22 protein-coding genes are annotated in these 21,824 nt (G+C 49.3%); 20 read left to right on the top strand and 2 right to left on the bottom strand.

Features of this window, described 5'->3' with window-relative positions:
• Window positions 1-5: 5 nt before the first annotated feature.
• Window positions 6-1,496 carry a deoxyribodipyrimidine photo-lyase gene (locus ABI171_RS24030; RefSeq protein ID WP_348095070.1) on the bottom strand — a complete coding sequence of 497 codons (1,491 nt, stop codon included), beginning with the start codon at window positions 1,494-1,496 and terminating at the stop codon, window positions 6-8.
• Between the two features lie 121 nt (window positions 1,497-1,617).
• Between ABI171_RS24030 and ABI171_RS24035 the strand changes: the two genes are divergently transcribed.
• The 6 genes from ABI171_RS24035 to ABI171_RS24060 all read left to right on the top strand — a co-directional run bounded on the left by ABI171_RS24035 (window position 1,618) and on the right by ABI171_RS24060 (window position 6,452).
• On the top strand, window positions 1,618-2,283 hold the full coding sequence (locus ABI171_RS24035; RefSeq protein ID WP_348095071.1) for a YqgE/AlgH family protein: 666 nt from the start codon (window positions 1,618-1,620) through the stop codon (window positions 2,281-2,283).
• Window positions 2,284-2,313: 30 nt separating this feature from the next.
• Window positions 2,314-2,724 (top strand): Holliday junction resolvase RuvX, encoded by a 411-nt coding sequence (gene ruvX, locus ABI171_RS24040; RefSeq protein ID WP_348095072.1) that lies wholly within the window; start codon window positions 2,314-2,316, stop codon window positions 2,722-2,724.
• Between the two features lie 37 nt (window positions 2,725-2,761).
• Complete coding sequence (pyrR, locus tag ABI171_RS24045) at window positions 2,762-3,280, top strand: bifunctional pyr operon transcriptional regulator/uracil phosphoribosyltransferase PyrR (RefSeq protein ID WP_348095073.1); 519 nt, start codon at window positions 2,762-2,764, stop codon at window positions 3,278-3,280.
• A gap of 12 nt (window positions 3,281-3,292) precedes the next feature.
• Window positions 3,293-4,252 carry an aspartate carbamoyltransferase catalytic subunit gene (locus ABI171_RS24050; RefSeq protein ID WP_348095074.1) on the top strand — a complete coding sequence of 320 codons (960 nt, stop codon included), beginning with the start codon at window positions 3,293-3,295 and terminating at the stop codon, window positions 4,250-4,252.
• A gap of 143 nt (window positions 4,253-4,395) precedes the next feature.
• Window positions 4,396-5,685 carry a dihydroorotase gene (locus tag ABI171_RS24055; protein WP_348095075.1) on the top strand — a complete coding sequence of 430 codons (1,290 nt, stop codon included), beginning with the start codon at window positions 4,396-4,398 and terminating at the stop codon, window positions 5,683-5,685.
• Window positions 5,682-6,452, top strand: coding sequence for a lysophospholipid acyltransferase family protein (locus tag ABI171_RS24060; RefSeq protein WP_348095076.1), 771 nt, complete (start codon window positions 5,682-5,684; stop codon window positions 6,450-6,452). The genes ABI171_RS24055 and ABI171_RS24060 overlap by 4 nt, the downstream gene beginning before the upstream one ends.
• An 18-nt stretch (window positions 6,453-6,470) precedes the next feature.
• Here ABI171_RS24060 and ABI171_RS24065 read toward each other — a convergent pair whose 3' ends face one another.
• Window positions 6,471-7,304: a symmetrical bis(5'-nucleosyl)-tetraphosphatase gene (locus ABI171_RS24065; protein WP_348095077.1), complete on the bottom strand. Its 834-nt coding sequence runs from the start codon at window positions 7,302-7,304 to the stop codon at window positions 6,471-6,473.
• Between the two features lie 387 nt (window positions 7,305-7,691).
• On the opposite strand from ABI171_RS24065, the gene rfbB reads away from it, so the two are divergent.
• The 14 genes from rfbB to ABI171_RS24135 all read left to right on the top strand — a co-directional run.
• Complete coding sequence (gene rfbB, locus ABI171_RS24070) at window positions 7,692-8,771, top strand: dTDP-glucose 4,6-dehydratase (protein ID WP_348095078.1); 1,080 nt, start codon at window positions 7,692-7,694, stop codon at window positions 8,769-8,771.
• The gene (rfbA, locus tag ABI171_RS24075; protein ID WP_348095079.1) at window positions 8,771-9,670 is read left to right on the top strand and encodes a glucose-1-phosphate thymidylyltransferase RfbA; all 900 of its coding nucleotides are present in this window, start codon (window positions 8,771-8,773) and stop codon (window positions 9,668-9,670) included. The genes rfbB and rfbA overlap by 1 nt, the downstream gene beginning before the upstream one ends.
• A gap of 2 nt (window positions 9,671-9,672) precedes the next feature.
• Window positions 9,673-10,218, top strand: a complete 546-nt coding sequence (gene rfbC, locus ABI171_RS24080; RefSeq protein ID WP_348095080.1) for a dTDP-4-dehydrorhamnose 3,5-epimerase — start codon at window positions 9,673-9,675, stop codon at window positions 10,216-10,218.
• Window positions 10,215-11,084: a dTDP-4-dehydrorhamnose reductase gene (gene rfbD / locus ABI171_RS24085; RefSeq protein ID WP_348095081.1), complete on the top strand. Its 870-nt coding sequence runs from the start codon at window positions 10,215-10,217 to the stop codon at window positions 11,082-11,084. Before rfbC ends, rfbD begins: the two co-directional genes overlap by 4 nt.
• 121 nt (window positions 11,085-11,205) lie before the next feature.
• Window positions 11,206-12,516: a flippase gene (locus tag ABI171_RS24090; RefSeq protein WP_348095082.1), complete on the top strand. Its 1,311-nt coding sequence runs from the start codon at window positions 11,206-11,208 to the stop codon at window positions 12,514-12,516.
• Between the two features lie 84 nt (window positions 12,517-12,600).
• A complete protein-coding gene (locus ABI171_RS24095; protein ID WP_348095083.1) occupies window positions 12,601-13,530 on the top strand; it encodes a glycosyltransferase family 2 protein in 930 nt (309 codons plus the stop codon).
• A gap of 95 nt (window positions 13,531-13,625) precedes the next feature.
• Window positions 13,626-14,846, top strand: coding sequence for an EpsG family protein (locus ABI171_RS24100; RefSeq protein WP_348095084.1), 1,221 nt, complete (start codon window positions 13,626-13,628; stop codon window positions 14,844-14,846).
• Window positions 14,847-14,915: 69 nt separating this feature from the next.
• On the top strand, window positions 14,916-16,139 hold the full coding sequence (locus ABI171_RS24105) for a glycosyl transferase (protein WP_348095085.1): 1,224 nt from the start codon (window positions 14,916-14,918) through the stop codon (window positions 16,137-16,139).
• 60 nt (window positions 16,140-16,199) lie between these two features.
• Window positions 16,200-17,330: an NAD-dependent epimerase/dehydratase family protein gene (locus ABI171_RS24110; RefSeq protein ID WP_348095086.1), complete on the top strand. Its 1,131-nt coding sequence runs from the start codon at window positions 16,200-16,202 to the stop codon at window positions 17,328-17,330.
• Entirely contained in the window at window positions 17,327-17,869 is a 543-nt protein-coding gene (locus tag ABI171_RS24115) for a serine O-acetyltransferase (RefSeq protein ID WP_348095087.1), read from the top strand. The genes ABI171_RS24110 and ABI171_RS24115 overlap by 4 nt, the downstream gene beginning before the upstream one ends.
• 4 nt (window positions 17,870-17,873) lie before the next feature.
• Window positions 17,874-18,881: a hypothetical protein gene (locus tag ABI171_RS24120; RefSeq protein ID WP_348095088.1), complete on the top strand. Its 1,008-nt coding sequence runs from the start codon at window positions 17,874-17,876 to the stop codon at window positions 18,879-18,881.
• 110 nt (window positions 18,882-18,991) lie between these two features.
• Window positions 18,992-20,086, top strand: a complete 1,095-nt coding sequence (locus ABI171_RS24125) for a glycosyltransferase (RefSeq protein ID WP_348095089.1) — start codon at window positions 18,992-18,994, stop codon at window positions 20,084-20,086.
• A 248-nt stretch (window positions 20,087-20,334) separates the two neighbouring features.
• Window positions 20,335-20,655 (top strand): H-NS histone family protein, encoded by a 321-nt coding sequence (locus ABI171_RS24130; protein WP_348095090.1) that lies wholly within the window; start codon window positions 20,335-20,337, stop codon window positions 20,653-20,655.
• 199 nt (window positions 20,656-20,854) lie between these two features.
• On the top strand, window positions 20,855-21,824 hold a 970-nt coding region (locus tag ABI171_RS24135), incomplete at its 3' end, for a phosphomannomutase/phosphoglucomutase (protein ID WP_348095091.1).

Here is a 21,824-nt window from a genome sequence, read left to right on the forward strand (position 1 = left end):
CCTCCTCATTCTTCAGTGACTTTCCTGACCACCGCGTAACGCTGCAAGGTCACTTTCCGCGCTTCGTCATGCTGTACCAACGGCAGCGGATAATTCTCTCCCAATCTGATTCCGGCATTCTGCAAATCCTGTGCAGGCGCTAGCCATGGCGCGTGGATATGCTTGTTGCCGAGGCCGGTAAGTTGCGGTAGATAGCGGCGAATGAACTTACCATCCGCGTCGAATTTTTCCGACTGCGTGACCGGATTGAAGATGCGGAAATACGGTTGCGCGTCGCAGCCGGAAGATGCCGCCCATTGCCAGCCGCCGTTATTCGCGGCCAGGTCGAAATCATTCAGCTGCTCGGCGAAATAACCTTCGCCCCAGCGCCAGTCGATGCCCAGGTCCTTTATCAAGAACGAGGCGACCACCATGCGCAAGCGGTTGTGCATATAGCCGCTCTGCTTGAGTTGCAGCATTGCCGCATCCACCAGCGGATAGCCGGTGCGGCCGTCACACCATGCCTGAAAAAGTATCTGCGCGTGCTCGCCGCTTTCCCAAAGGATCGCGTCGTAGTCCGGCTTGAAAGCGCGTTGTGCTACATGCGGATGGTGATACAAAATCATGAAGTAAAAATCGCGCCAGACAAGTTCCGACAGCCATACCGCAGCGCCGCCGGCAGCAGTTCCCTGTTGCAGCATTTGATATGCCGTGCGCGCCAGGGTGCGGATCGATACGGTGCCAAAGCGCAGGTGCACCGACAGATACGAGGGTCCCTTGACCGCTGGAAAATCCCGGGTTGTTTCGTAGTGACCGATGCGCGGCAAGAAATCTTCCAGCAGGCTGGCCGCGCCGCTCATGCCTGGCGGGATTTTCAAGGCGCGCAAATTGGTTTTCTCAAAACCGAGTTGCGTCAGGCTGGGGATATTGTCCGCTGCGGATGCGGGCCGGGGCGCCAGGTTTGCCGCGTACTTCTCGATCGGGTAGGGCTTCAGGAAGAGCGGCCCATCCGCCGCAGCCAGTCTTTTCATCCAGGCATTCTTGTAGGGCGTAAACACCGAAAACGGCTGGCCGGCCATGGTCAAGATTTCATCACGCTCAAAAATCACCTGGTCCTTGAAGCTGTGCCAGGCGCATCCCGCCGTTGCCAGCGTCTTTGCCACATTGTCGTCGCGCCGGCGTGCTTGCGGTTCGTAATCGTGGTTGCTGAACACGGCAGTTGCGCCAAGCTGTTGGGCCAGCGCAGGGATCACATCGGCAGCAGCGCCATGACGGACGATCAGGCCGCCCCCCAGTTTGCGCAGCTCCAGTTCCAGCTCGACGATGCTGTCGTGGATGAATTCGACACGCCGGTCTGCGCTCAGGCCCGCATCCAGCAAGGGCTGCAGAATCTCGATATCAAAGACGAATACGCAGAATACGGCGCTACTATTCTTTAACGCATGGTGCAGGGCGGCGTGATCGTACACACGCAAATCGCGGCGGAACCAGACCAGGGATGTCTCAAATCGCGGCATAAAGGGTGTTCAGCATAAAGGAATAGACTGTCATGAACTAATGCCGAGGCGGCCTTGCGAGCGACTTTACCCGAGAAGCAACACTATTCAAAGCGGCTTCAGCCTATTTAAAACTGATAAAATGCGGCCCATGGCTAAGTTAGATACAACTCCGGACGATTCTCCCGCGCGCAAGAGCGCCGCGAAGGCGTCCAGCGACCCGGATTCTCCTTCTTTGAATCTGACAAATCATTTCCTTATTGCAATGCCTTCCATGCTGGATCCGGTTTTTGGCGGCACCGTGGTGTACTTATGTGAGCATAATGCCAACGGTGCACTCGGCGTGGTGATCAATAAGCCGACCGACATGACCATGCAGCTGCTCTTCGACCGCATCGACCTGACGCTGGAAATCAATCCGGAACTGGGATTTGACGATCCGATCGGCGAGCGGCCGGTGATGTTTGGCGGCCCGGTCCAGGTTGAGCGCGGTTTTGTATTGCACACCCCGGGCAAGAGCTATTCATCGACATTGAAAGTGACGGAGCAGGTCGCCATGACCACCTCCAAGGATGTGCTGGAAGAAGTCGCGCAGGGCAGCGGTCCGCAGCGTATCCTGGTCAGCCTGGGCTGTTCAGGCTGGAGCGCCGGCCAGCTGGAAAGCGAGATTGTGCATAACGGCTGGCTGACGGTGGCAGCCGATCCGGCGATCATTTTTGATTTGCCGATTGCCGAACGCTTCGCGGCCGCCGTCAATTTGCTGGGTATTTCGCCGTATATGCTGACTGCGGAGTCTGGCCGTGCGTGAATCGTATAGTGATCAGTGCCGGGGCTGGGCATGAGTGGTCCGGCCGGCACTGTGCTGGGTTTTGATTTTGGCTTGAAGCGCATCGGGGTTGCGGTTGGCAATACTTTGCTGAAGCAGGCGCAGCCGCTGAAAGTCATCAGCGCCGCGACCAATGACGGCAAATTTGCTGAAGTCGCGCTACTGATCAAAGAGTGGCAGCCGGTGCTGTGCGTGGTTGGCTTGCCGTTGCATCCGGATGGCGCGGAGCATGAAATGAGCGTGCGTTGCCAGCGTTTCGCGAATCAGCTGCATGGCCGCTACGGCGTCGCCACGGCGCTGGTGGATGAGCGTTACTCGTCTGCGGTGATCAAGCAGCAGCGCGGAGAAGTGATTGACGACCGCGCCGCTGCGATTATTTTGCAGCAGTATTTTGACGACTTGGTTGATAACTTGGCTGAATGATCCTGTTCGATTCCGTTTGATTTTCGATGAAGATGCAATGACTACAATCACTCCCCAATTCGATGCCGAAGCGCTGTACCAGGTGCTTGAGGCCAAAGTGAAAGGCGCACTGGCGCACAGCGACAATGTCGCCGTCATCGGTATCTACTCTGGCGGCGCCTGGATCGCCGAGCGCCTGGTGGCGGCCTTGCAGCTCGACCCCGCACAGCGGCTCGGCTTCATCGATGTCTCGTTCTATCGCGACGATTTTTCCGAGAAGGGTTTGCGCACCGACATCAAGCCGACCCAGATCCCGTTCGACGTCAACGGCGCCACCATCCTGCTGGTGGATGACGTGCTCTACACCGGCCGCACCACGCGCGCGGCCATCAACGAACTGTTCGACTACGGCCGCCCTGCGAAAATCATGCTGGCGGCGCTGATCGACCGCGGCGAGCGCGATTTGCCGGTGGCGGCGGATTTTGTCGCCGATGCAGTGAGCTTGCAGCCCGGCCAATCCCTACAACTTCAACGCGCCGACGACGGCAGCTTTACCTTGGTCATAGAATCCAATTAATCATCGAATCCAATGCTTAATCCTCAACTCAATAAAAACGGCGAACTGCAGCATCTGTTGACCATCGAAGGACTGCCGACATCGGTCGTCACGCACATCCTGGATACGGCGTCTTCGTTTGTCGGCGTCAGCGACCGCGACGTCAAGAAAGTCCCGCTGATGCGCGGCAAAAGCGTATTCAACCTGTTCTTCGAAAATTCGACCCGCACCCGCACCACGTTTGAGATTGCCTCCAAACGTTTGTCGGCCGACGTCATCAACCTGAATATTTCCGCATCCAGCGCCAGCAAGGGCGAATCGCTGCTGGATACCATCGACAACCTGTCGGCGATGCATGCCGACATGTTCGTAGTGCGCCACGCCCAATCCGGCGCACCTTATTTGATCGCCAAACACCTGACCGACACCAGACAGCATCATGTCCATGTCGTGAATGCCGGCGATGGCCGCCACGCGCACCCGACCCAGGGCCTGCTGGACATGTACACCATCCGGCACTACAAAAAGGATTTCAGTAACCTGGCGGTAGCGATCGTCGGCGACATTTTGCACAGCCGTGTGGCCCGTTCGGATATCCACGGTTTGACCACGCTGGGCGTGCCGGAAGTGCGCGCGATCGGTCCGCGCACCTTGCTGCCGAGCGGCCTTGAGCAAATGGGTGTGCGCGTATTCACCGACATGAACGAAGGCTTGAAGGGCGTCGACGTCATCATCATGCTGCGTCTACAGAATGAACGCATGAGCGGCGCGCTGCTGCCGTCGGCGCAGGAATTTTTCAAGAGCTACGGCCTGACGCCTGAGCGCCTGGCGCTGGCCAAGCCGGATGCGATCGTGATGCACCCGGGGCCGATGAACCGCGGCGTGGAAATCGACTCGGCGGTGGCCGATGGCGCGCAGGCGGTGATTCTGCCGCAGGTGACTTTCGGCATCGCGGTACGGATGGCTGTCATGAGCATTCTGGCCGGGAATTAAACAAAGCTGGTTGCGTCATTCCTGACCGGGTCATTTCCGACCGAGTCATTCGCGCGAACGCGGGAATCCATTTTACGCAGCAACTTGAATCTCGTTTTCGGGCTGACAGTAATTATTTATAGAATCGCCAAATAACTTTACAGATGAAACTTCACATCAAAAACGGCCGTCTGATCGACCCCGCAAACAACATCGATGCCCAGCAGGATCTGTTTATTGCCGCCGGCAAGATCGTCGGCGTCGGCACGCCGCCCGCCGATTTCTCCGCCAATAAAACCATAGACGCCGCCGGCCTGGTAGTAGCGCCGGGCCTGGTCGATCTCAGTGCGCGCTTGCGCGAACCGGGGTATGAATACAAGGCGACGCTGGAATCCGAAATGCAAGCCGCCATGCAGGGCGGCGTCACCAGCCTGGTGTGTCCGCCCGATACCGATCCGGTGCTGGACGAACCCGGCCTGGTGGAAATGCTGAAGCATCGCGCCAAGAACTTGAATCAGGCCCATGTCTACCCGCTCGGCGCATTGACGGTCGGACTCAAGGGTAAGGAACTGACCGAGATGGCTGAACTGACCGACGCCGGCTGTATCGGTTTCGCCCAGGCCGAAGAGCCGATACTGGATACCACGGTGTTGCTGCGCGCCCTGCAATACGCGCGCACTTTCTCCTACACCGTCTGGCTGCGTCCGCAAGATCCCTACCTGGGCCACGGCGGCATTGCTCACAGCGGCCCGATCGCTTCACGGCTCGGTCTGTCCGGCGTGCCGACGATGGCGGAAACCATACGGCTGCACACCATTTTCGAGCTGGTGCGCGCCACCGGCGCGCGCGTGCATCTGTGCCGGATTTCCTCCGCAGAAGGCCTTGAGCTGATACGCAACGCCAAGAAAGAAGGCTTGCCGATCAGCTGCGACGTCGGCGCCCATCACATCCACATGACTGACGTTGACATCGGCTTCTTCGACTCCAATGCCAGAATGACGCCACCGTTCCGCTCGCAACGCGACCGCGATGCGATCCGTCAGGCGCTGCTGGACGGCACGATTGATGCCATCTGTTCCGATCACACGCCGGTCGACGACGATGAAAAACTGCTGCCGTTCGGCGAAGCGACGCCAGGCGCCACAGGCTTGGAGTTGCTGTTGTCGCTGGCCTTGAAATGGGCTGAGGAATCTGTCGACCTTGTGCCGCAACGCCTGAGCCGCGCCTTGGCCAAGATCACCACCGATGCCGCGCGCGTGGCCGGCTTGCCAGCCGGTCAGTTGGCAGTCGGCAGCGCCGCCGATATCTGCCTGTTCGATCCAGCAGTGCGCTGGACCGTCGCCGCCAAAGAGCTGGCCAGCCAGGGCAAGCACACGCCATTCCTCGGCTACGAACTCAGTGGCCGCGTCAAGACCACGATTGTGGCCGGGCATATTACCTTCGAACGCGCATGAGCCGGCTGTGGTTTGCGCTGCGTCTGGCGCGTGTGCTACTGCACTTGGTTATCGGCCTGTGGACTTGCGCGGTCGTGTTCCCGTTCGCCGACGCCACCGGCCGGCGCTGGCGTATCCGTCAATGGTCGACCGAGCTGCTGGCGATTTGCCAGGTGCAAGTCAGCTTGCACAATCCCGACAACAACGTCGCCCCAACGCGCGCGCTCATCGTCGCCAACCATGTATCGTGGCTGGATATCTTCGTCATCAATTCATTCCAGACCTGCAGTTTCGTCGGCAAATCGGATATCCGCGACTGGCCGCTGCTCGGCTGGCTATGCGAAAAGGGCGGCACCATCTTCATCGCGCGTGGCAAGCAGCGCGACGTGCGGCGCATATTCCAGGGGCTGGTGACCAGCATCCAGGCCGGCGAGCGGGTTGCCTTCTTCCCCGAAGGGACCACCGCTGCGCAAGGCACATTGCTGCCGTTCCATGCCAACCTGTTCGAGGCAGCGCTGGACGCGCAGGTACCGGTGCAACCCTATGCCTTGCGCTACCTGGATGCACAAGGCGCACTGCATCCGGCGGCGGATTTTATCGGCGACATGACTTTTGCACAAAGCATGATCTCGATCTTGCAAGGGGTGCCGATGAAAGCCGAGTTGATCCAGTTGGCGCCGATCGACACCAGCGGACGACACCGGCGCGAACTGGCGGCGACAGCGCAGGCCTTGATAGCAGAAGCATTAGCGCTGCCTCAAGCCGAGAAGATCGACGCCGCGGCGTGATCTCGTGTTGCGCCTTGCCTAGCCGGGGCGCTGCGCTTGCGGACAGCTGACCTGCAGCAGCGCCCGGTCAGCCAGGCGCACTGCCGTCAGTTTTCCACCCCAGACGCAGCCGGTATCCAGCCCGATCAGATTGGGCCGCAGCACCAGCCCCAGCGTGGACCAATGCCCGAACACCACGGTGACATCCGCCGTTTGCCGCTGCGGCGCATCGAACCAGGGCAAGTAGCCGGGCAGGGAAATGCCCGCGCTTTCCTTTGCCGCCAGCTCCATCGTGCCATCCTTGTTGCAAAAGCGCAGGCGCGTCAGGGCATTGACGATACAGCGCAAGCGCTCGTTGCCTTTGAGCGCGTCGTCCCAGCGTAGTGGCTGGTTGCCGTACATTTCGCGCAAAAAATCGACCCAGCGGGGGCCTTGCAGCATGTCCGTTACCTCTTGCGCTAACGCCATGGTTTTTGTTGCAGACCACTGAGGCAGCACGCCGGCGTGCAAGAACAGATGATCTTGCAGGAGCAGTGCCAGAGGCCGGTGTCTGAGCCAATCCAGCAACTCTTCACGGTCCGGCGCATTCAGAATTTCATCCAAGGTATCGCTGCGATGGAGTTTGCGGATGCCGTGGGCAGCGGCCAGTAAATGCAAGTCGTGGTTGCCTAGTACTACCTGGGCGCGCTCGCCTAGAGAACGTATCAGGCGCAATGTCTGCAGGGATTGCGGCCCGCGATTGACCAGGTCGCCGACGAAAATAAACCGGGCGTCGGGTGTTATGGCTTCGATCTTGTCTATCAGCGTTACCAGACTTTGATAGCAGCCCTGGAGGTCGCCGATGGCATATGTTGCTGAACTATCGATTGGCATGGATGTAAGTATGGATTGGCGGTGGCGACGTTTGCTATTGTAGCGGGGACACGGATTCCGGCGTTGCAAGTTATAGGCCAATAGAAGCGCGTGAATTATTAATGGCAACGCATGAATTAAAAGTTGATTTTTGGCACTTTTTATCGTGATGATGGTCCTATTTAGCCATCGCATTCATTTGCTGTTGCTTGACGAGAATTGTTCGTATGAATACATGGGTATTTTTACCAAGTTTCCATAGGGACTGGTCCGAAATGTGCCATGGAGGTCTGATTTCGCCAAATAATGGGGGATAATCTCAACTTGCTTGAAGTTTTGTGTATTGCAAAAATGCAATTAATATAGAATGTGGCTTTTAATTTTTTGTATTGTATTTAGGATAATCTCATGATCTTTGTTACTGGCGGGGCCGGTTTTATCGGTTCCAATTTCGTACTGGACTGGCTGGCGCAGAATGACGAGCCGGTGATTAATTTCGATAAGCTGACTTATGCGGGAAACATAAATAATCTGTCGAGCGTTCGCCAGGATCCGCGCCATATTTTCGTGCAAGGCGATATCGGCGATACCGCTCAGGTTGCCGCTTTGCTAGCCCAGCATAAGCCGCGTGCAATTATTCATTTTGCAGCGGAAAGTCACGTCGATCGTTCGATTCACGGACCCGCCGCTTTTGTGGAAACAAATGTCAACGGTACCTTCGGCCTTCTTGAGGCAACTCGCGCTTACTGGAATGCTTTGCCTGACGTTGAGAAAGCAGCATTTCGTTTTCTTCACGTTTCAACCGATGAAGTGTACGGCACCCTCGGCCCGGACGATGCGCCATTTACTGAAACAACTCAATACGCACCCAACAGCCCTTATTCGGCATCGAAGGCGGCATCGGATCATCTGGTCCGTTCATATCATCATACCTACGGATTGCCGACGCTGACTACTAATTGCTCCAACAATTACGGCTCCTATCATTTCCCGGAAAAATTGATTCCATTGATTATCACCAATGCCCGCGCCGGCAAGCCGTTGCCAATTTATGGCGATGGACAGCAAGTGCGCGACTGGCTTTACGTGAACGATCATTGCGCGGCAATTCGTCGTGTATTGGAAGCCGGTAAATTGGGCGAAGTTTATAACGTTGGCGGCTGGAATGAGAAGGCCAATCTCGACGTTGTGCATACGTTGTGCGACATTCTCGACGAATTGGATCCGAAAGTAGCGGGCAGCTACCGCGATCAGATTACTTACGTCACGGACCGCCCGGGCCATGATCGCCGCTATGCCATTGATGCACGCAAGATCGAACGTGAATTAGGCTGGAAGCCGGTTGAAACCTTTGATACCGGGATTCGCAAGACCGTGAGGTGGTATCTGGATAATCAGGATTGGGTAAAAAATGTTCAGTCGGGCGATTATCTAAAATGGGTGGAGCAAAATTATGAGCTGCGTGAGAACGCAGCAGGAGGTGTTTAATGAGCGCCTCACCCTCCCAAAACCGTAAAGGAATTATTCTTGCCGGGGGCTCCGGCACCCGTTTGTATCCGGTCACGATGGCGGTCTCCAAACAGCTGTTGCCGGTATATGACAAGCCGATGATCTATTATCCGCTGACCACATTGATGCTGGCAGGGATACGCGAGATATTGATTATTTCGACGCCGCAGGACACACCGCGTTTTAAAGAATTGCTGGGCGATGGACGGCAATGGGGGATAGAACTGAGCTACGCCGTGCAGCCAACCCCGGACGGTCTGGCGCAAGCATTTATTATCGGTCGTGAATTTATCGGTGATGCACCCTCCGCTTTAATTTTGGGCGATAACATCTACTATGGTCACGATTTTGAAAATCAACTACGCGCAGCTTCGGCGCGCACGGCGGGTTCCACCGTATTTGCTTATCACGTTCATGATCCAGAACGCTACGGCGTCGTCGAATTTGATGACCAGCGGCGCGCGATAAGTATCGAGGAAAAGCCTTTGCAACCGAAATCCCATTATGCGGTAACCGGGTTGTATTTTTATGACAGCGAAGTGTGTGATATCGCGGCCGATATCAAGCCATCTCCTCGCGGCGAGCTTGAGATTACCGATGTCAACCGTGTCTACCTCGAACGCCATCGGTTGAATGTCGAATTGATGGGACGCGGTATGGCGTGGCTGGATACCGGCACCCACGAATCGTTGCTGGAAGCCGGGCAATTCATTGCCACTATTGAAAATCGTCAAGGTCTTAAAGTCGCCTGTCCGGAAGAGATTGCCTATCGCAAAGGCTACATCGACGCTGTGCAACTGGAACTGCTGGCGCAACCGTTGAAGAAAAATGGGTATGGCCAATATCTGCTGGGCTTACTAAAAGATAAGGTATTTTAAGCATGCAAGTACAAACTACAAATATTCCTGAAGTGTTGATTTTTGAACCTAAGGTTTTTGGCGATGATCGTGGTTTTTTTTACGAGAGTTTCAACGAGCGCAGTTTCAATGAGTTAACTGGCCTTAACGTGAGTTTCGTTCAAGACAATCATTCAAAATCCGCCAAAAACGTGCTGCGTGGATTGCATTATCAAATTCGCCAGCCTCAAGGCAAGCTCGTACGTGTAGTGGCTGGTGAAGTGTTTGACGTAGCTGTCGATGTACGCAAAAGCTCACCTACTTTCGGTCAATGGGTCGGGGTAACGCTTTCGGCCGAAAACAAGCGCCAATTATGGATTCCTGAGGGATTCGCCCACGGTTTTGTGGTCACCAGCGAATCGGCAGAGTTTTTGTACAAGACCACGGATTATTGGGCCCCCGAATTTGAACGCAGTATTCTCTGGAACGATCCCGCCATTGGCATCGATTGGCCAATTGCTGGAACACCGTTGTTGTCCGGGAAAGACCAGGTTGGGAAGTTACTGGCGGATGCAGAGGTCTTCGGGTGAAAATCCTCGTCACCGGTAAAACCGGCCAGGTCGGTTATGAATTGGAGCGCAGCTTGCAAGGCTTGGGCGAGGTCATTGCTGTGGATCGCAATCAGATGGATTTGTCGGATCTGGTCCAGGTCAGGGACGTCATTCGCGCGATCAAGCCCAATCTGATCGTCAATCCGGCTGCCTATACGGCGGTGGACAAAGCCGAAACGGACTCCGAGCTGGCCATGCGTGTCAATGGCGAGGCGCCGGGTGTCATGGCGGAAGAAGCGCGCAAGCTGGGTGCCGCGATGATCCATTACTCCACGGACTATGTCTTCGACGGCAGCAAAAATACTCCCTACACGGAGAGTGATTCTACCTGCCCGATCAATGTATATGGTGCAAGCAAGCTCGCGGGAGAGCAGGCAATCCAGGTGGCAGGCATTCCGCATCTGATTTTGCGGACCAGCTGGGTCTACGGCGCGCGCGGGAAGAATTTTTTGCTTACGGTGCTGCGGCTAGCGCAAGACCGTAGCGAATTGCGCATCGTCGGTGACCAGCACGGAGCGCCAACCTGGTGCCGGACTATTGCCGACACCACGGCACATATTGTGGCTCAAGCATTTAGCGCTCAGGATCAGAATGCCTGGTGGCAGGAGAAGAGCGGTTTATATCATCTGACGGCGCAAGGTCAGACCACCTGGGCTGGTTTTACTGAAGCGATATTGGCAAACGCTACCATGCCGAAGAAGCCCATCGTCACTGCGATAACTACTCAGGAATATCCATTACCGGCAAAGCGGCCAGGGTATTCAGTTATCTCGTGTGAGAAGCTGATCGAAGCTTTTTGCGGCTTACCATCTTGGGAAGCTGGTTTGAGACTCTGCCAGGAATGACGTGATATTGGCCGATGGTATTGCGTCGGCCATCGTGTCTTGCTGGTCTGGGTAGATATTGTGTATAAAAATCCCCCCGAAGAAACATAATGCAATTTCAGGAAAAAAATAAGGTGATAACTTGGTTCTAATAGATTCTAAATCCAACATAAAATCTTATCGAACATTTATTCATAATATTGGATGGAATTTGGTAGGGCAGGTTGCACCTTTGATTGCAGCGCTTGTATCTATCCCATTATTGATCAAGGGATTGGGAGTCGACCGTTTCGGAATATTGACGATTGCATGGATGCTGATCGGGTATTTCAGCCTTTTTGACCTAGGCATCGGACGGGCGCTGACGCAAATCATTTCCGAAAAGCTGGCGACGAATAATGAGAAGGATGTTCCGCCATTGATGTGGACTGGCTTGACGGTCATGTTCGTGCTCGGAATGATTGCGAGCTTGCTAATAGTCGGCTTGAGCGACTGGATAATCTATTCAGGCCTCAAGATACCCGTATATTTGCAGGCGGAAGCGCAGCGCAGCCTAAGTATGCTGGCGCCATCGATCCCTTTGGTTTTAATAGCAACCGGCTTGCGCGGGGTACTGGAGGCCAAGCACGAATTCAAGTCGGTAAACCTGGTCCGCATTCCGCTAGGCGTGATGATGTTTATTGCGCCCCTTTGTGTATTGCCGTTTTCCAATAGTCTTGTCACGATTTTCTTTTCTCTGCTGCTGGTGCGCGCCTTTACCGTGGTTGCATTTTTGCTCCTGTGTTATCGCTCCTTGGGTAACTTTACACAATTCACCTTATCGAAAAAAGTGATACCTGAATTATTACGATTCGGCGGCTGGATGACAGTCAGTAATATTGTCAGTCCTATCATGGTGCAGATGGACCGTTTCGTTATCGGGATGATGTTGTCAATGGCTGCGGTAGCTTATTATGCCACGCCATATGAAATGGTGACTAAACTATTAGTAGTGCCCGCTGCCATTGCCGGAGTATGTTTTCCGCAATTTGCAACATTGAATGCGCAGAAAAATGTCAAAGACGCGATGGTGCTGTATTGGAAAAGTTGCAAATACGTGCTTTATACAATATTGCCAGTAGTAATTTTCGTTATTCTTTTTGCGGGCTGGATACTCCATTTGTGGCTAGGAGAAAAATTTTCAAGTGAAAGCACTGGGGTATTTCAAATATTGGCAGTCGGAGTACTGGCAAATGGGCTTGCTGCCATTCCATTCGCGTTTATACAGGGTGCGGGAAGATCAGACATCACTGCAAAGTTTCATGTAGCTGAATTGATCGTTTACTTGCCGTTGCTCTTCATATTGATTAAGTTGTACGGAATCAATGGTGCAGCTATTGCTTGGTGTTTGCGCTCGGCATCGGATGCATTGGCATTGTTCATATTTGTCAATAACAATAAATGGGCGGATTAAATGCCATGTTGGCATTCCGATGCTTGGCATATTTTTCATTCCAGATTTTCCCTTCTAGATACAAGTGATTTGTAAAAACCAATTATGATGAGACCCGAGAAATTTGATTCTGGCCAGTCTGTATGCGCGGTAATAGTTACATATAATCCGGAAAAAGATGCTTTGAATCGTCTAATTGCAGCAATCAAACGACAGGTTAAATGGATAGTCGTTATAGATAACGCAAGCAATAACTCGGTCGCCGATATCGTTGAAGATGCAGATGTGCTTTATCTTCCAAGTCCGAAAAATGAAGGGATAGCAGGCGGGCAAAATCGCGGAATTGAATGGGCAATAAAAAACGATGCGACCCATGTGCTCATATTTGACCAAGATAGCGAACCAGAACACGACATGCTGGAGAAATTGCTGCTTGCGGAATCGCGTTTGATTGAATTGGGCCACGAAGTTGCAGCGGTTGGCCCCAGTTATATTGATGTCAAATCAGGAGAAATCAGCCCGTTTACATCGCTCGAAGGTTGGCATATCAGGAACAAATTTTCTCCCGACTTTGAAAACTATACTGAAGCCCTTTGCCTGATTTCGTCAGGTCAACTAATTCGGTGTGCTGTCATCCACAAAGTTGGCGCGATGCGAGAGGATCTTTTCATTGATTTTGTTGATATTGAATGGGGACTGAGAGCGGGAGCGAAAGGCTATAAAAGCTTTGGTGTTTTCAATGCACATATGAATCATAATTTTGGTGATAGCTATGTGAAAATTGGAAAAAAAACATTGTCTTTGCATAGTCCACTGCGGCACTATTATATTATGCGAAATTCGATATTAATGTACCGAGCAAATTATATTCCATTAGGTTGGAAAATTGCCGACGGTATTAAGTTCTTTAAGAGATTTTTATCGTATATAATTTTCTCTGAAAACAAGTTTGAACATCTTAAATGGATGATGTTTGGAATTAAGGACGGATTAATTGGGCGGGCTGGAAAATATGGAGAAAATACGAGAATTTGACATAGAATAAGAAGATTTTGATTGATATATTGTAGCTGAAGTCGATGAAATAATATCTGATAAAAATGCAAATGTGATTTGATTGATAGTGACTGATGATTAACGCCGGTATATTTTATGTAATTTCGATATTGCTGCTTGGTCTTTCTGATTTTTCAGAAAAACTAAAAAAATATCGATATATTTTTTTCTTTTTGATATTGCTCGTTATTTGGGGAGGTAATCGCTTTAACGGTGCTGACTGGATAAATTATATTAATGTCTACCGTGGATTTAATGACGAAAACAGTATCTTGAATGTAATTTACCTAGGGCGATTTGAATGGTTATTTTCCATTTGGATGTGGATTTTCTCTAGAGCCGGGATTCCATATGAAGGATTCGTAGCTTCCATTGCCTTGGTGAATATATTATGTCTTCTGTGGGTGATAAAAAAAGTACGCATTGAATCGATCGGCTTATGCTTAATAACCCTGTTTCTGATTGAAGGCTGGACGTTGTATCATGAACAATTGCGGCAAGCTATCGCGCTTAGCATATGCTTGGTGGCCGCGGTTCATTTTCTAAATAATCGAAAGCGGCTGGCCTATTTCCTGATTGTGTTTTCTACAGGCTTTCATAGCTCGGCTTTTTTTTCTCTGTTGTTTTTTTATGTGATAAATCGTGTTTTGCGCAGGAAAAATGCACCGCTGTCATTGCACGAAATTATTCTAACATCGCTGGCAATTGTAAGCTCGGTCGGAATTGTCGTTGTAGCGATGAAATTGGGGGTTCTCAACCTAATAGGATTATCTAGGCTGCAGGAGAAATTTGAATATTATGAAACAGATCAATTGTCCGGCTCATCGCTGATTAATGTTGGAATGATTGCCTATTTGCTAGGGTTCTGTATTCTTCTCTGGTATCGGAAAACGGTTTTAAGACAAAGGGTTGCATGGCTTTCTTTTGCTTGGTCGATGGCAATTCTTTGGTGTTTTCTGGGTCCATGGCTCCGTATATTCGCAATTTTCACCAGGTTTGAGCACTATTTGATAATATTCATCCCGTTTGCTGTTTGCGTGTATTCCAGTTCAGCTGACCAAAATGTGAAACAAATAGCACAAAGAACATTAATAACAATTTTATTTTCCGCGACATTCTTTATTAGAATAGCTTTGAATCCAGAGCATCAGATCTGGGTTTTGAATTATCAAAATGTATTTGTCAGTTTAATATTTGATATGCATTTGGATAATGTTGATGTGCGAAAAGATGTGATATGTGAGAATTTTTCGCAGTATGATAATAATTTCTGCGGTGAATTTTCTAGTAAATAAACCACCTTTTAACATGTCTATAAGATATCGTTCTTATTTGATCTGATATGTAATTTAAGAGATTGAACAATGCAAAAAAATGCCGTTGTAACTATATGCTCGATTAATTATCTTGCAAAAGCACTTGTGCTGCATGAATCATTTTCACGCCATCATCCAGACCATGCATTCTATGTTGTTATTGTCGACAGGAAAAATGACGACTTCGTCATAGGCCGCCCGGAAATGAAGATGATCTGGGCAGAGGATTTGCCAATATTGAATTTTCACCAGGCAGCTTTTTCGTTTGATGTTATTGAATTCAATACAAACGTTAAACCCACTGCTATGAAGGTACTGCTCGAGAAGTATGATTCGGTGATCTACCTGGATCCAGACATCGAGGTATTTGCGCCATTGACTCCCGTATTTGATGGATTGAAAAATGCATCAATTGTCTTGACGCCGCATTCAAATACGCCAATTCTGGACGGGTGCAAGCCGGATGATCTGGAGTTCCTCAAATTTGGTACATTCAATCTGGGCTTCGCTGCGGTTTCAAAATGCGATGAGGCTTTTGCATTTCTTGATTGGTGGTCAGCTCGTTGCCTTGAACACGGATTTTACGAACCACAGGCAGGCCTGGCAGTAGACCAGAAATGGGTTAGCCTGGCACCATCGTATTTCCCGAATCTGAAAATATTGCATCACGAAGGTTTAAATCTTGCATTTTGGAATTTGCATGAAAGATATCTTTCCCTGGAAGACAGTCAATGGCTGGTAAATGGCAAGGTACCGCTGTGCTTTATTCATTTCAGCTCATTCAATACATCGAAGCCCGAAACCATTGCGCAAAAACAAAACCGGTTTGCAGCGGGAAGCCGTCCTGACTTTGAGCTTGTAGCCAAAGCATATGCTGCTAAACTTATTGCAGCTGAATCGGACAAGTATAGCAAGCAAAAATATGGTTTTGATTATTTCGATGATGGTACCTATATCACCCCAGCATTAAGGCGGTTTTATGCAGCATTACGACAGGAACGGTTTTCTGACGTTGTGAATCCATTTGAAAAAAATGGACCGGTCAAAGATTTTGCAAAAAGGAATGGGTTATTAGTTAACAGTAATATTCCAGCAAAAAGACACAATTTTCATGATGTGAAATTTTATGGGTTGCAGATCAAGATTATTTTCAAAATGTTGCGCTTTGTGCTTTATGTGATTGGACCGGAAAGATATTTCAACCTGATGAGATATCTTGCGCATGTATCTTCGCTGAGAAATCAAACGGATATTTTTAAATCAAAAAAATAGCCCGGATATGAAAACAAGCCATTTCTGTCGTAGTTGAGATTTTAAATTGATTGCCTTAATATGAACATACTTATCACCGGCGGATTAGGATTTATTGGAACCAATCTGGCGCTTTCACTCAATAATGGGAAGCAGCATAAAATCCGCATATTTGACAATTTAAGTCCCCAGATCCATGGGGTCATTCCCGTCATCGATCATCGTATGATGGATATGGGAAATGTCGAAATCGTCCGTGGCGACGTTAGTGATCGCAATGGCTTGACAGCAGCATTGGACGGCATGGATGCAGTCGTCCATCTTGCGGCTGAAACCGGCACTGCTCAGTCCATGTATCAGATTGCTCATTATAATAATATCAATAGCCAGGCCACTGCCCAGCTGCTTGATATATTGGCGAACACTCTCCATTCGATTAAAAAAATCGTTCTGGCATCGTCCAGGTCCATCTATGGGGAAGGGGCATATAATTGCAAAGCGCATGGGCTTGTCTATCCAGGTGCTCGTAGCGCGACCCAGCTGAAAAGCCATCAATGGAACCCCGTCTGTCCGCATTGCGGGAATGCGATTTCTACGGTGCCTACTCCAGAACTGGCGCGGCCGAGCCCGGCTTCCATTTATGCAGCAACCAAATATGCGCAAGAGGACTTGATTCGCATAGCTGGGGATTCGCTGGGTATCGGCACGGCCATCTTGCGTTTCCAGAATGTATACGGAGCAGGGCAATCCCTTAATAATCCATATACCGGGATACTTTCGATCTTTTCCACGCGCATACGTCGGGGCATGTCGTTGCCGATTTTCGAAGATGGCTTGGAGAGCCGCGACTTTGTGCATGTCAAAGACATTGTCCAGGCAATTGAATTGGCGTTATTGATGGAGGAGGCTAACGGCGGGACCTTTAACGTTGGTGCCGGCGAGCCCACTTCCGTACTGGAAATCGCCAATATGCTGGTTGATGCCTTCGACGGGAAAGTGCGGCCTGAGGTTACCGGGCAGTATCGTCTAGGTGATATTCGCCATTGCTATGCGGATTTGACTCAGATTAAGGCGAAACTGAAATTCGAGCCGAAAATCTCCCTGACGAGCGGAATGGAAGAATTCGCTAGCTGGGTATTGTCTCAACCATTGCCGGAAGATGGACTGGACAAAGCCAATGCGGAACTCAAGAAACGTAAGATGATGTCATGAATTTGAAAGCACTTTTGTTTGCCGACTTGCGGCGTCAATATAATGTGGCAGGCCAGGTAGACAAGCCGCTGACCATGTTTGGCTTGCTGAAAACTTCCTTTTCGCCGAGATTCATGCCGGTAGTCTTGTTCCGTCTCTCCCATTGGCTCTTGCAGCATAAGCTTTCACCAATAGCCAAGATATTCGCCCTCACGAATTTCATTTTGTTTGGCCTGGAGATCGCTGCCCGCTGTGAAATCGGCCCAGGCCTGTATTTTCCGCATACGCAAGGTACAGTCATCGGCGCGAATAAAATCGGAGAAAATGCGACGATTTATCATAATGTGACTTTTGGTGCGCGTGAGATCGATCTCGATTATTCGGCCTTGTCGCGTCCTAATATTGGCGACAATGTAATTGTGGGAGCGGGAGCAAAAGTCCTCGGCGCCGTGACGATTGGAAACAATGCCCGCGTGGGAGCAAATGCCGTTGTTGTCGAGGATGTTCCTCCTGGGGTCACCGTGGTCGGTATTCCGGCGCGCATAGTCAAACAGGTTTAAGCAGATGATACAAACAGATCAGCGCGTGCTGTTCATAGCACCCCGTTTTTTTGGTTATGAAAAAGAGATTCAGTACGAGTTGGAAACTGCCGGTTGCAAGGTAACCTGGTATGACGATAGACCGTCTTCCAGTGCGTTGATGAAGGCAATGATCCGCTTTCGCCCTGAGTTGGTGACGAGAATAATCAATGATTATTTTGATAGCATTGTCGAGCAGGCAAAAATAGTGAAATACGACACTGTTTTTGTTATCAAGGGAGAGGCATTCCCAAGTATAAAAATTATTGCCTTGACGAAGGTGTTACCAAATGCCAGATTTTTATATTACACTTGGGACTCTTTGCAGAATTTTAAAAACAGCCATGAAAAATTACAATATTTCGATAAAATATATAGTTTTGACAGATTTGACTGCATTAATAATAAAAATATCAGGCATTTACCATTATTCTATTCTCGAGCATATGAGGTCCTTGTAAAGCCTGACGAGTTGAGAGAAATGACTGATATTGATCTGCTATTTTTAGGATCAATACATTCAGATCGATATGCAGTAGTGAAAAGAATCTGGATATCGGTCATGGCTAAAATTGCCAATATTCGGCTCTATGCACATTTTTTTTATCAGAGCAAATGGGTTTTTCTAGTACAAAAAATTTTCAATAAACAGTTTAGAGAAATTCCTTGGCACGATATTAAATGGGATTCCCTGTGTATAAAAGACACTCTGAAACTGATCGCTCGTAGTAAGGCAATAGTCGATATACATCATCCTGGCCAAACGGGATTGACAATGCGAACCATAGAATGCCTTGGTGCGAAGAAGAAATTAATAACAACAAATTCTGATGTCGCTGTATATGATTTCTATCATAGGGAAAATATTCTTATAATTGATAGATTTTCGCCAATTATTCCTGAAGATTTCATATTTTCTCCTTTTCATTCCATTGATGAAGAAATTTATAAGAAGTATAGCCTTCGTGAATGGTTAGCCGAAATTTTTTCTTAATATATAATTCGACAATATATTTAATGTTAAATGTTATTTTAAAATGGAATAGCATTGGATATGTATTTACACCTGCGTAACGATATCTCTCTGATTTTGATTGGCCGCCAATGTTATCTATAATAGTTAGTTTTATCGCGGCATTAATCGCAACACTGCTTGTTATAAAATTTTCCAATCATAATGAAAAAATGATGGACTACGATTTGTGCGGCGTGCAGAAGATACATGCTCATCCAGTGCCACGTATAGGTGGATTGGCAATATTTTTTGCGGCTATAGTAGGGGCCACTATAGTATATTGGCGTGTGCCTGTAGTGGGTACATGGGTATTTACACTGATAATATCCGCATCCGTAGCTTTTGGGTGCGGTATTGTTGAGGATATTACTAAACGAGTTAGTCCATTACGCCGTCTGATCTTGACGATGATTTCGGCTATCATTGGTTATTTTCTATTGGATGCCGGAATAATACGAGTTGATTTTCATCTATTTGATAACTGGCTGAAATATGTCTGGATATCTTTGCCGGTAACTGTCTTGGCTGTCGCTGGTATTGTGAACGCGATTAATATTATTGATGGTTTTAATGGTTTGGCAAGCGTTGTGTCCATATTTATGCTTCTTTCTCTCGCTTATGTTGCATTTCAAGTTGGTGACGTTTATGTGATGACAGCAGCCCTCATTATGATAGGTGCAATTGCAGGTTTCTTTCTTTGGAATTATCCTCATGGTCTGATATTTTTAGGAGACGGTGGAGCTTATTTTATCGGATTTATGTTAGGGGAACTAACTGTATTGCTTATAGCTAGAAACCCCCACGTTTCAGCCTGGTATGCAGCTTTATTATTGATTTATCCTGTATTTGAGACGGTCTTTTCAATTTACCGTAGAAAATTTGTACGTGGTGTTTCACCAGGCTTACCGGATGGAATTCATTTACATATGCTAGTATTTAAACGTTTGGTGCGTCGGACAATAGGGCGGCGAGATGCAAAAGCATTAACGCGGCGAAATTCAATGACCTCACCTTATTTATGGCTATTATCGCTTTTGGCTGTAATCCCAGCAACATTGTTCTGGGGGCATAAATGGATTTTGGTCACTTTTTGTTTAATATTTATCATAACTTATATTTGGCTATATGTCCAAATTGTTCGTTTTAATGTGCCTCGTTGGATGATTTTACGAAAAAAGAAATAATTTTCTTTTTATTGATAGATATTTTTATATTCTATATATTCAGTTAATGTTCATTGATATTACGTATTAAAATAATAATTGGCTATATGGATATGATTGTATGCGACGCTACCGTTTTATGCGTGGATTTTATATAAATGGCGTAAATCGAAAAATTTATATTTTCACAGATATTTTTTATCTGACTCATATGTGATGATTATTACTATCGAAAAATTATTGTTGAATTTTTACTTATCGGAGGTGGTATGAATTTATCTGAATTGTCAATAAGCGAATTGCGCATATTGAAAGATCAAATTACGCAGATGTTAAAAGATCGCGAGCAACAAGAGCAAGTCAAAGCACGCGAGCAAATCCTGGCTATCGCTCAAAGTGCAGGCATTTCACTGCAGGATTTGCTTGGCGCACAAATTCGTGACAAAAATTCAGCGACCAAGACGAAAGTTGCTGTCCGTTATCGGCACCCGATAGATACTGCATTGCAATGGACTGGTCGTGGTCGCCAACCGAAGTGGGTTCAAGAGTGGGTTGCGTCAGGCCAATCCTTGGATGCAATACATGTATAAGCGAAAACTTTATTGCTCTTGATTGTTTGTGCAGACTTTATCTGGCTAAAGAATTGACATGGGTAGCTGGAGATATATGCTCAAATTTGGGTATATATCTCTTGCCATAACATGCCTCATTAATGTATGCCAATGTAGTATGTGCATCTTCTCTGTTACAACTTGCCGCCGCAAGTCGCGTTATTTTCTCTCCTAAATTATGCTCCCACTTTCAAGTTCCATTTTCAAGGCCTATGACATCCGCGGTGTAGTGGGCGTCACCCTAGACGCTGGTATTGCTCGGAAAATTGGCCAAGCGTTTGGCGTTGCTGTTCGTACCAAAGGCGAAAACACCGTAATTATTGGCCGCGACGGGAGACTTTCCGGATCTGAACTGTCCGCAGCTTTGGCAATCGGTTTGCAAAATGCCGGCGTAGAGGTAATTGATCTTGGTGTAGTGGTGACACCCATGGTGTATTTTGCGACTCACGTACTCGACGCACAATCCGGAATCATGGTCACTGGCAGCCACAATCCGCCTGACTATAACGGTTTCAAGATGGTTCTGGCCGGGGAGGCGATTTATGGCGAGACCATCCAGCAACTTTATCAAGCAATTGCCAATGGCAGTACCAAGGCTATCGTGGCAGCGTCAAGCGGTAGTTATCGCCAGCACGACATCCAGGAAGCCTACTTGCAGCGTATCGTCAGTGACACCAAGCTGGCGCGGCCGATGAAGATCGTGGTCGACTGCGGCAACGGTGTTGCCGGTGCATTTGCGGGTGAACTGTATCGTGCGCTCGGTTGTGAAGTGGAGGAGCTGTTTTGCGAAGTGGATGGCACTTTCCCTAACCATCACCCCGATCCCGCACATCCCGAAAATCTGCAAGATGTGATTCGCGCCTTGCAGCATTCCGATGCTGAAATCGGATTGGCGTTCGATGGTGACGGCGATCGTCTGGGCGTCGTCACCAAGGATGGCCAAATCATCTATCCGGATCGTCAATTGATGCTGTTTGCAGCAGATGTGTTGACGCGCAATCCGGGCAAAGAGATCCTGTACGACGTCAAATGCACGCGTCATCTGGCGCCGTGGATCGCAGAACATGGCGGCAAACCGTTGATGTGGAAAACCGGCCATTCGCTGGTCAAGGCCAAGATGCGTGAAACCGCTGCGCCGCTGGGTGGCG

Source organism: Collimonas sp. (assembly GCF_039923675.1).
In the GTDB taxonomy this organism is placed as follows: domain Bacteria; phylum Pseudomonadota; class Gammaproteobacteria; order Burkholderiales; family Burkholderiaceae_D; genus Collimonas.

Coding starts and splice junctions, on each gene's coding strand:
- ABI171_RS24030 (WP_348095070.1), bottom strand. CDS start 1,496: ATGCCGCGATTTGAGACATCCCTGGTCTGGTTCCGCCGCGATTTGCGT.
- ABI171_RS24035 (WP_348095071.1), top strand. CDS start 1,618: ATGCGGCCCATGGCTAAGTTAGATACAACTCCGGACGATTCTCCCGCG.
- ruvX (WP_348095072.1), top strand. CDS start 2,314: ATGAGTGGTCCGGCCGGCACTGTGCTGGGTTTTGATTTTGGCTTGAAG.
- pyrR (WP_348095073.1), top strand. CDS start 2,762: ATGACTACAATCACTCCCCAATTCGATGCCGAAGCGCTGTACCAGGTG.
- ABI171_RS24050 (WP_348095074.1), top strand. CDS start 3,293: ATGCTTAATCCTCAACTCAATAAAAACGGCGAACTGCAGCATCTGTTG.
- ABI171_RS24055 (WP_348095075.1), top strand. CDS start 4,396: ATGAAACTTCACATCAAAAACGGCCGTCTGATCGACCCCGCAAACAAC.
- ABI171_RS24060 (WP_348095076.1), top strand. CDS start 5,682: ATGAGCCGGCTGTGGTTTGCGCTGCGTCTGGCGCGTGTGCTACTGCAC.
- ABI171_RS24065 (WP_348095077.1), bottom strand. CDS start 7,304: ATGCCAATCGATAGTTCAGCAACATATGCCATCGGCGACCTCCAGGGC.
- rfbB (WP_348095078.1), top strand. CDS start 7,692: ATGATCTTTGTTACTGGCGGGGCCGGTTTTATCGGTTCCAATTTCGTA.
- rfbA (WP_348095079.1), top strand. CDS start 8,771: ATGAGCGCCTCACCCTCCCAAAACCGTAAAGGAATTATTCTTGCCGGG.
- rfbC (WP_348095080.1), top strand. CDS start 9,673: ATGCAAGTACAAACTACAAATATTCCTGAAGTGTTGATTTTTGAACCT.
- ABI171_RS24095 (WP_348095083.1), top strand. CDS start 12,601: ATGATGAGACCCGAGAAATTTGATTCTGGCCAGTCTGTATGCGCGGTA.
- ABI171_RS24100 (WP_348095084.1), top strand. CDS start 13,626: ATGATTAACGCCGGTATATTTTATGTAATTTCGATATTGCTGCTTGGT.
- ABI171_RS24105 (WP_348095085.1), top strand. CDS start 14,916: ATGCAAAAAAATGCCGTTGTAACTATATGCTCGATTAATTATCTTGCA.
- ABI171_RS24110 (WP_348095086.1), top strand. CDS start 16,200: ATGAACATACTTATCACCGGCGGATTAGGATTTATTGGAACCAATCTG.
- ABI171_RS24115 (WP_348095087.1), top strand. CDS start 17,327: ATGAATTTGAAAGCACTTTTGTTTGCCGACTTGCGGCGTCAATATAAT.
- ABI171_RS24120 (WP_348095088.1), top strand. CDS start 17,874: ATGATACAAACAGATCAGCGCGTGCTGTTCATAGCACCCCGTTTTTTT.
- ABI171_RS24125 (WP_348095089.1), top strand. CDS start 18,992: ATGTTATCTATAATAGTTAGTTTTATCGCGGCATTAATCGCAACACTG.
- ABI171_RS24130 (WP_348095090.1), top strand. CDS start 20,335: ATGAATTTATCTGAATTGTCAATAAGCGAATTGCGCATATTGAAAGAT.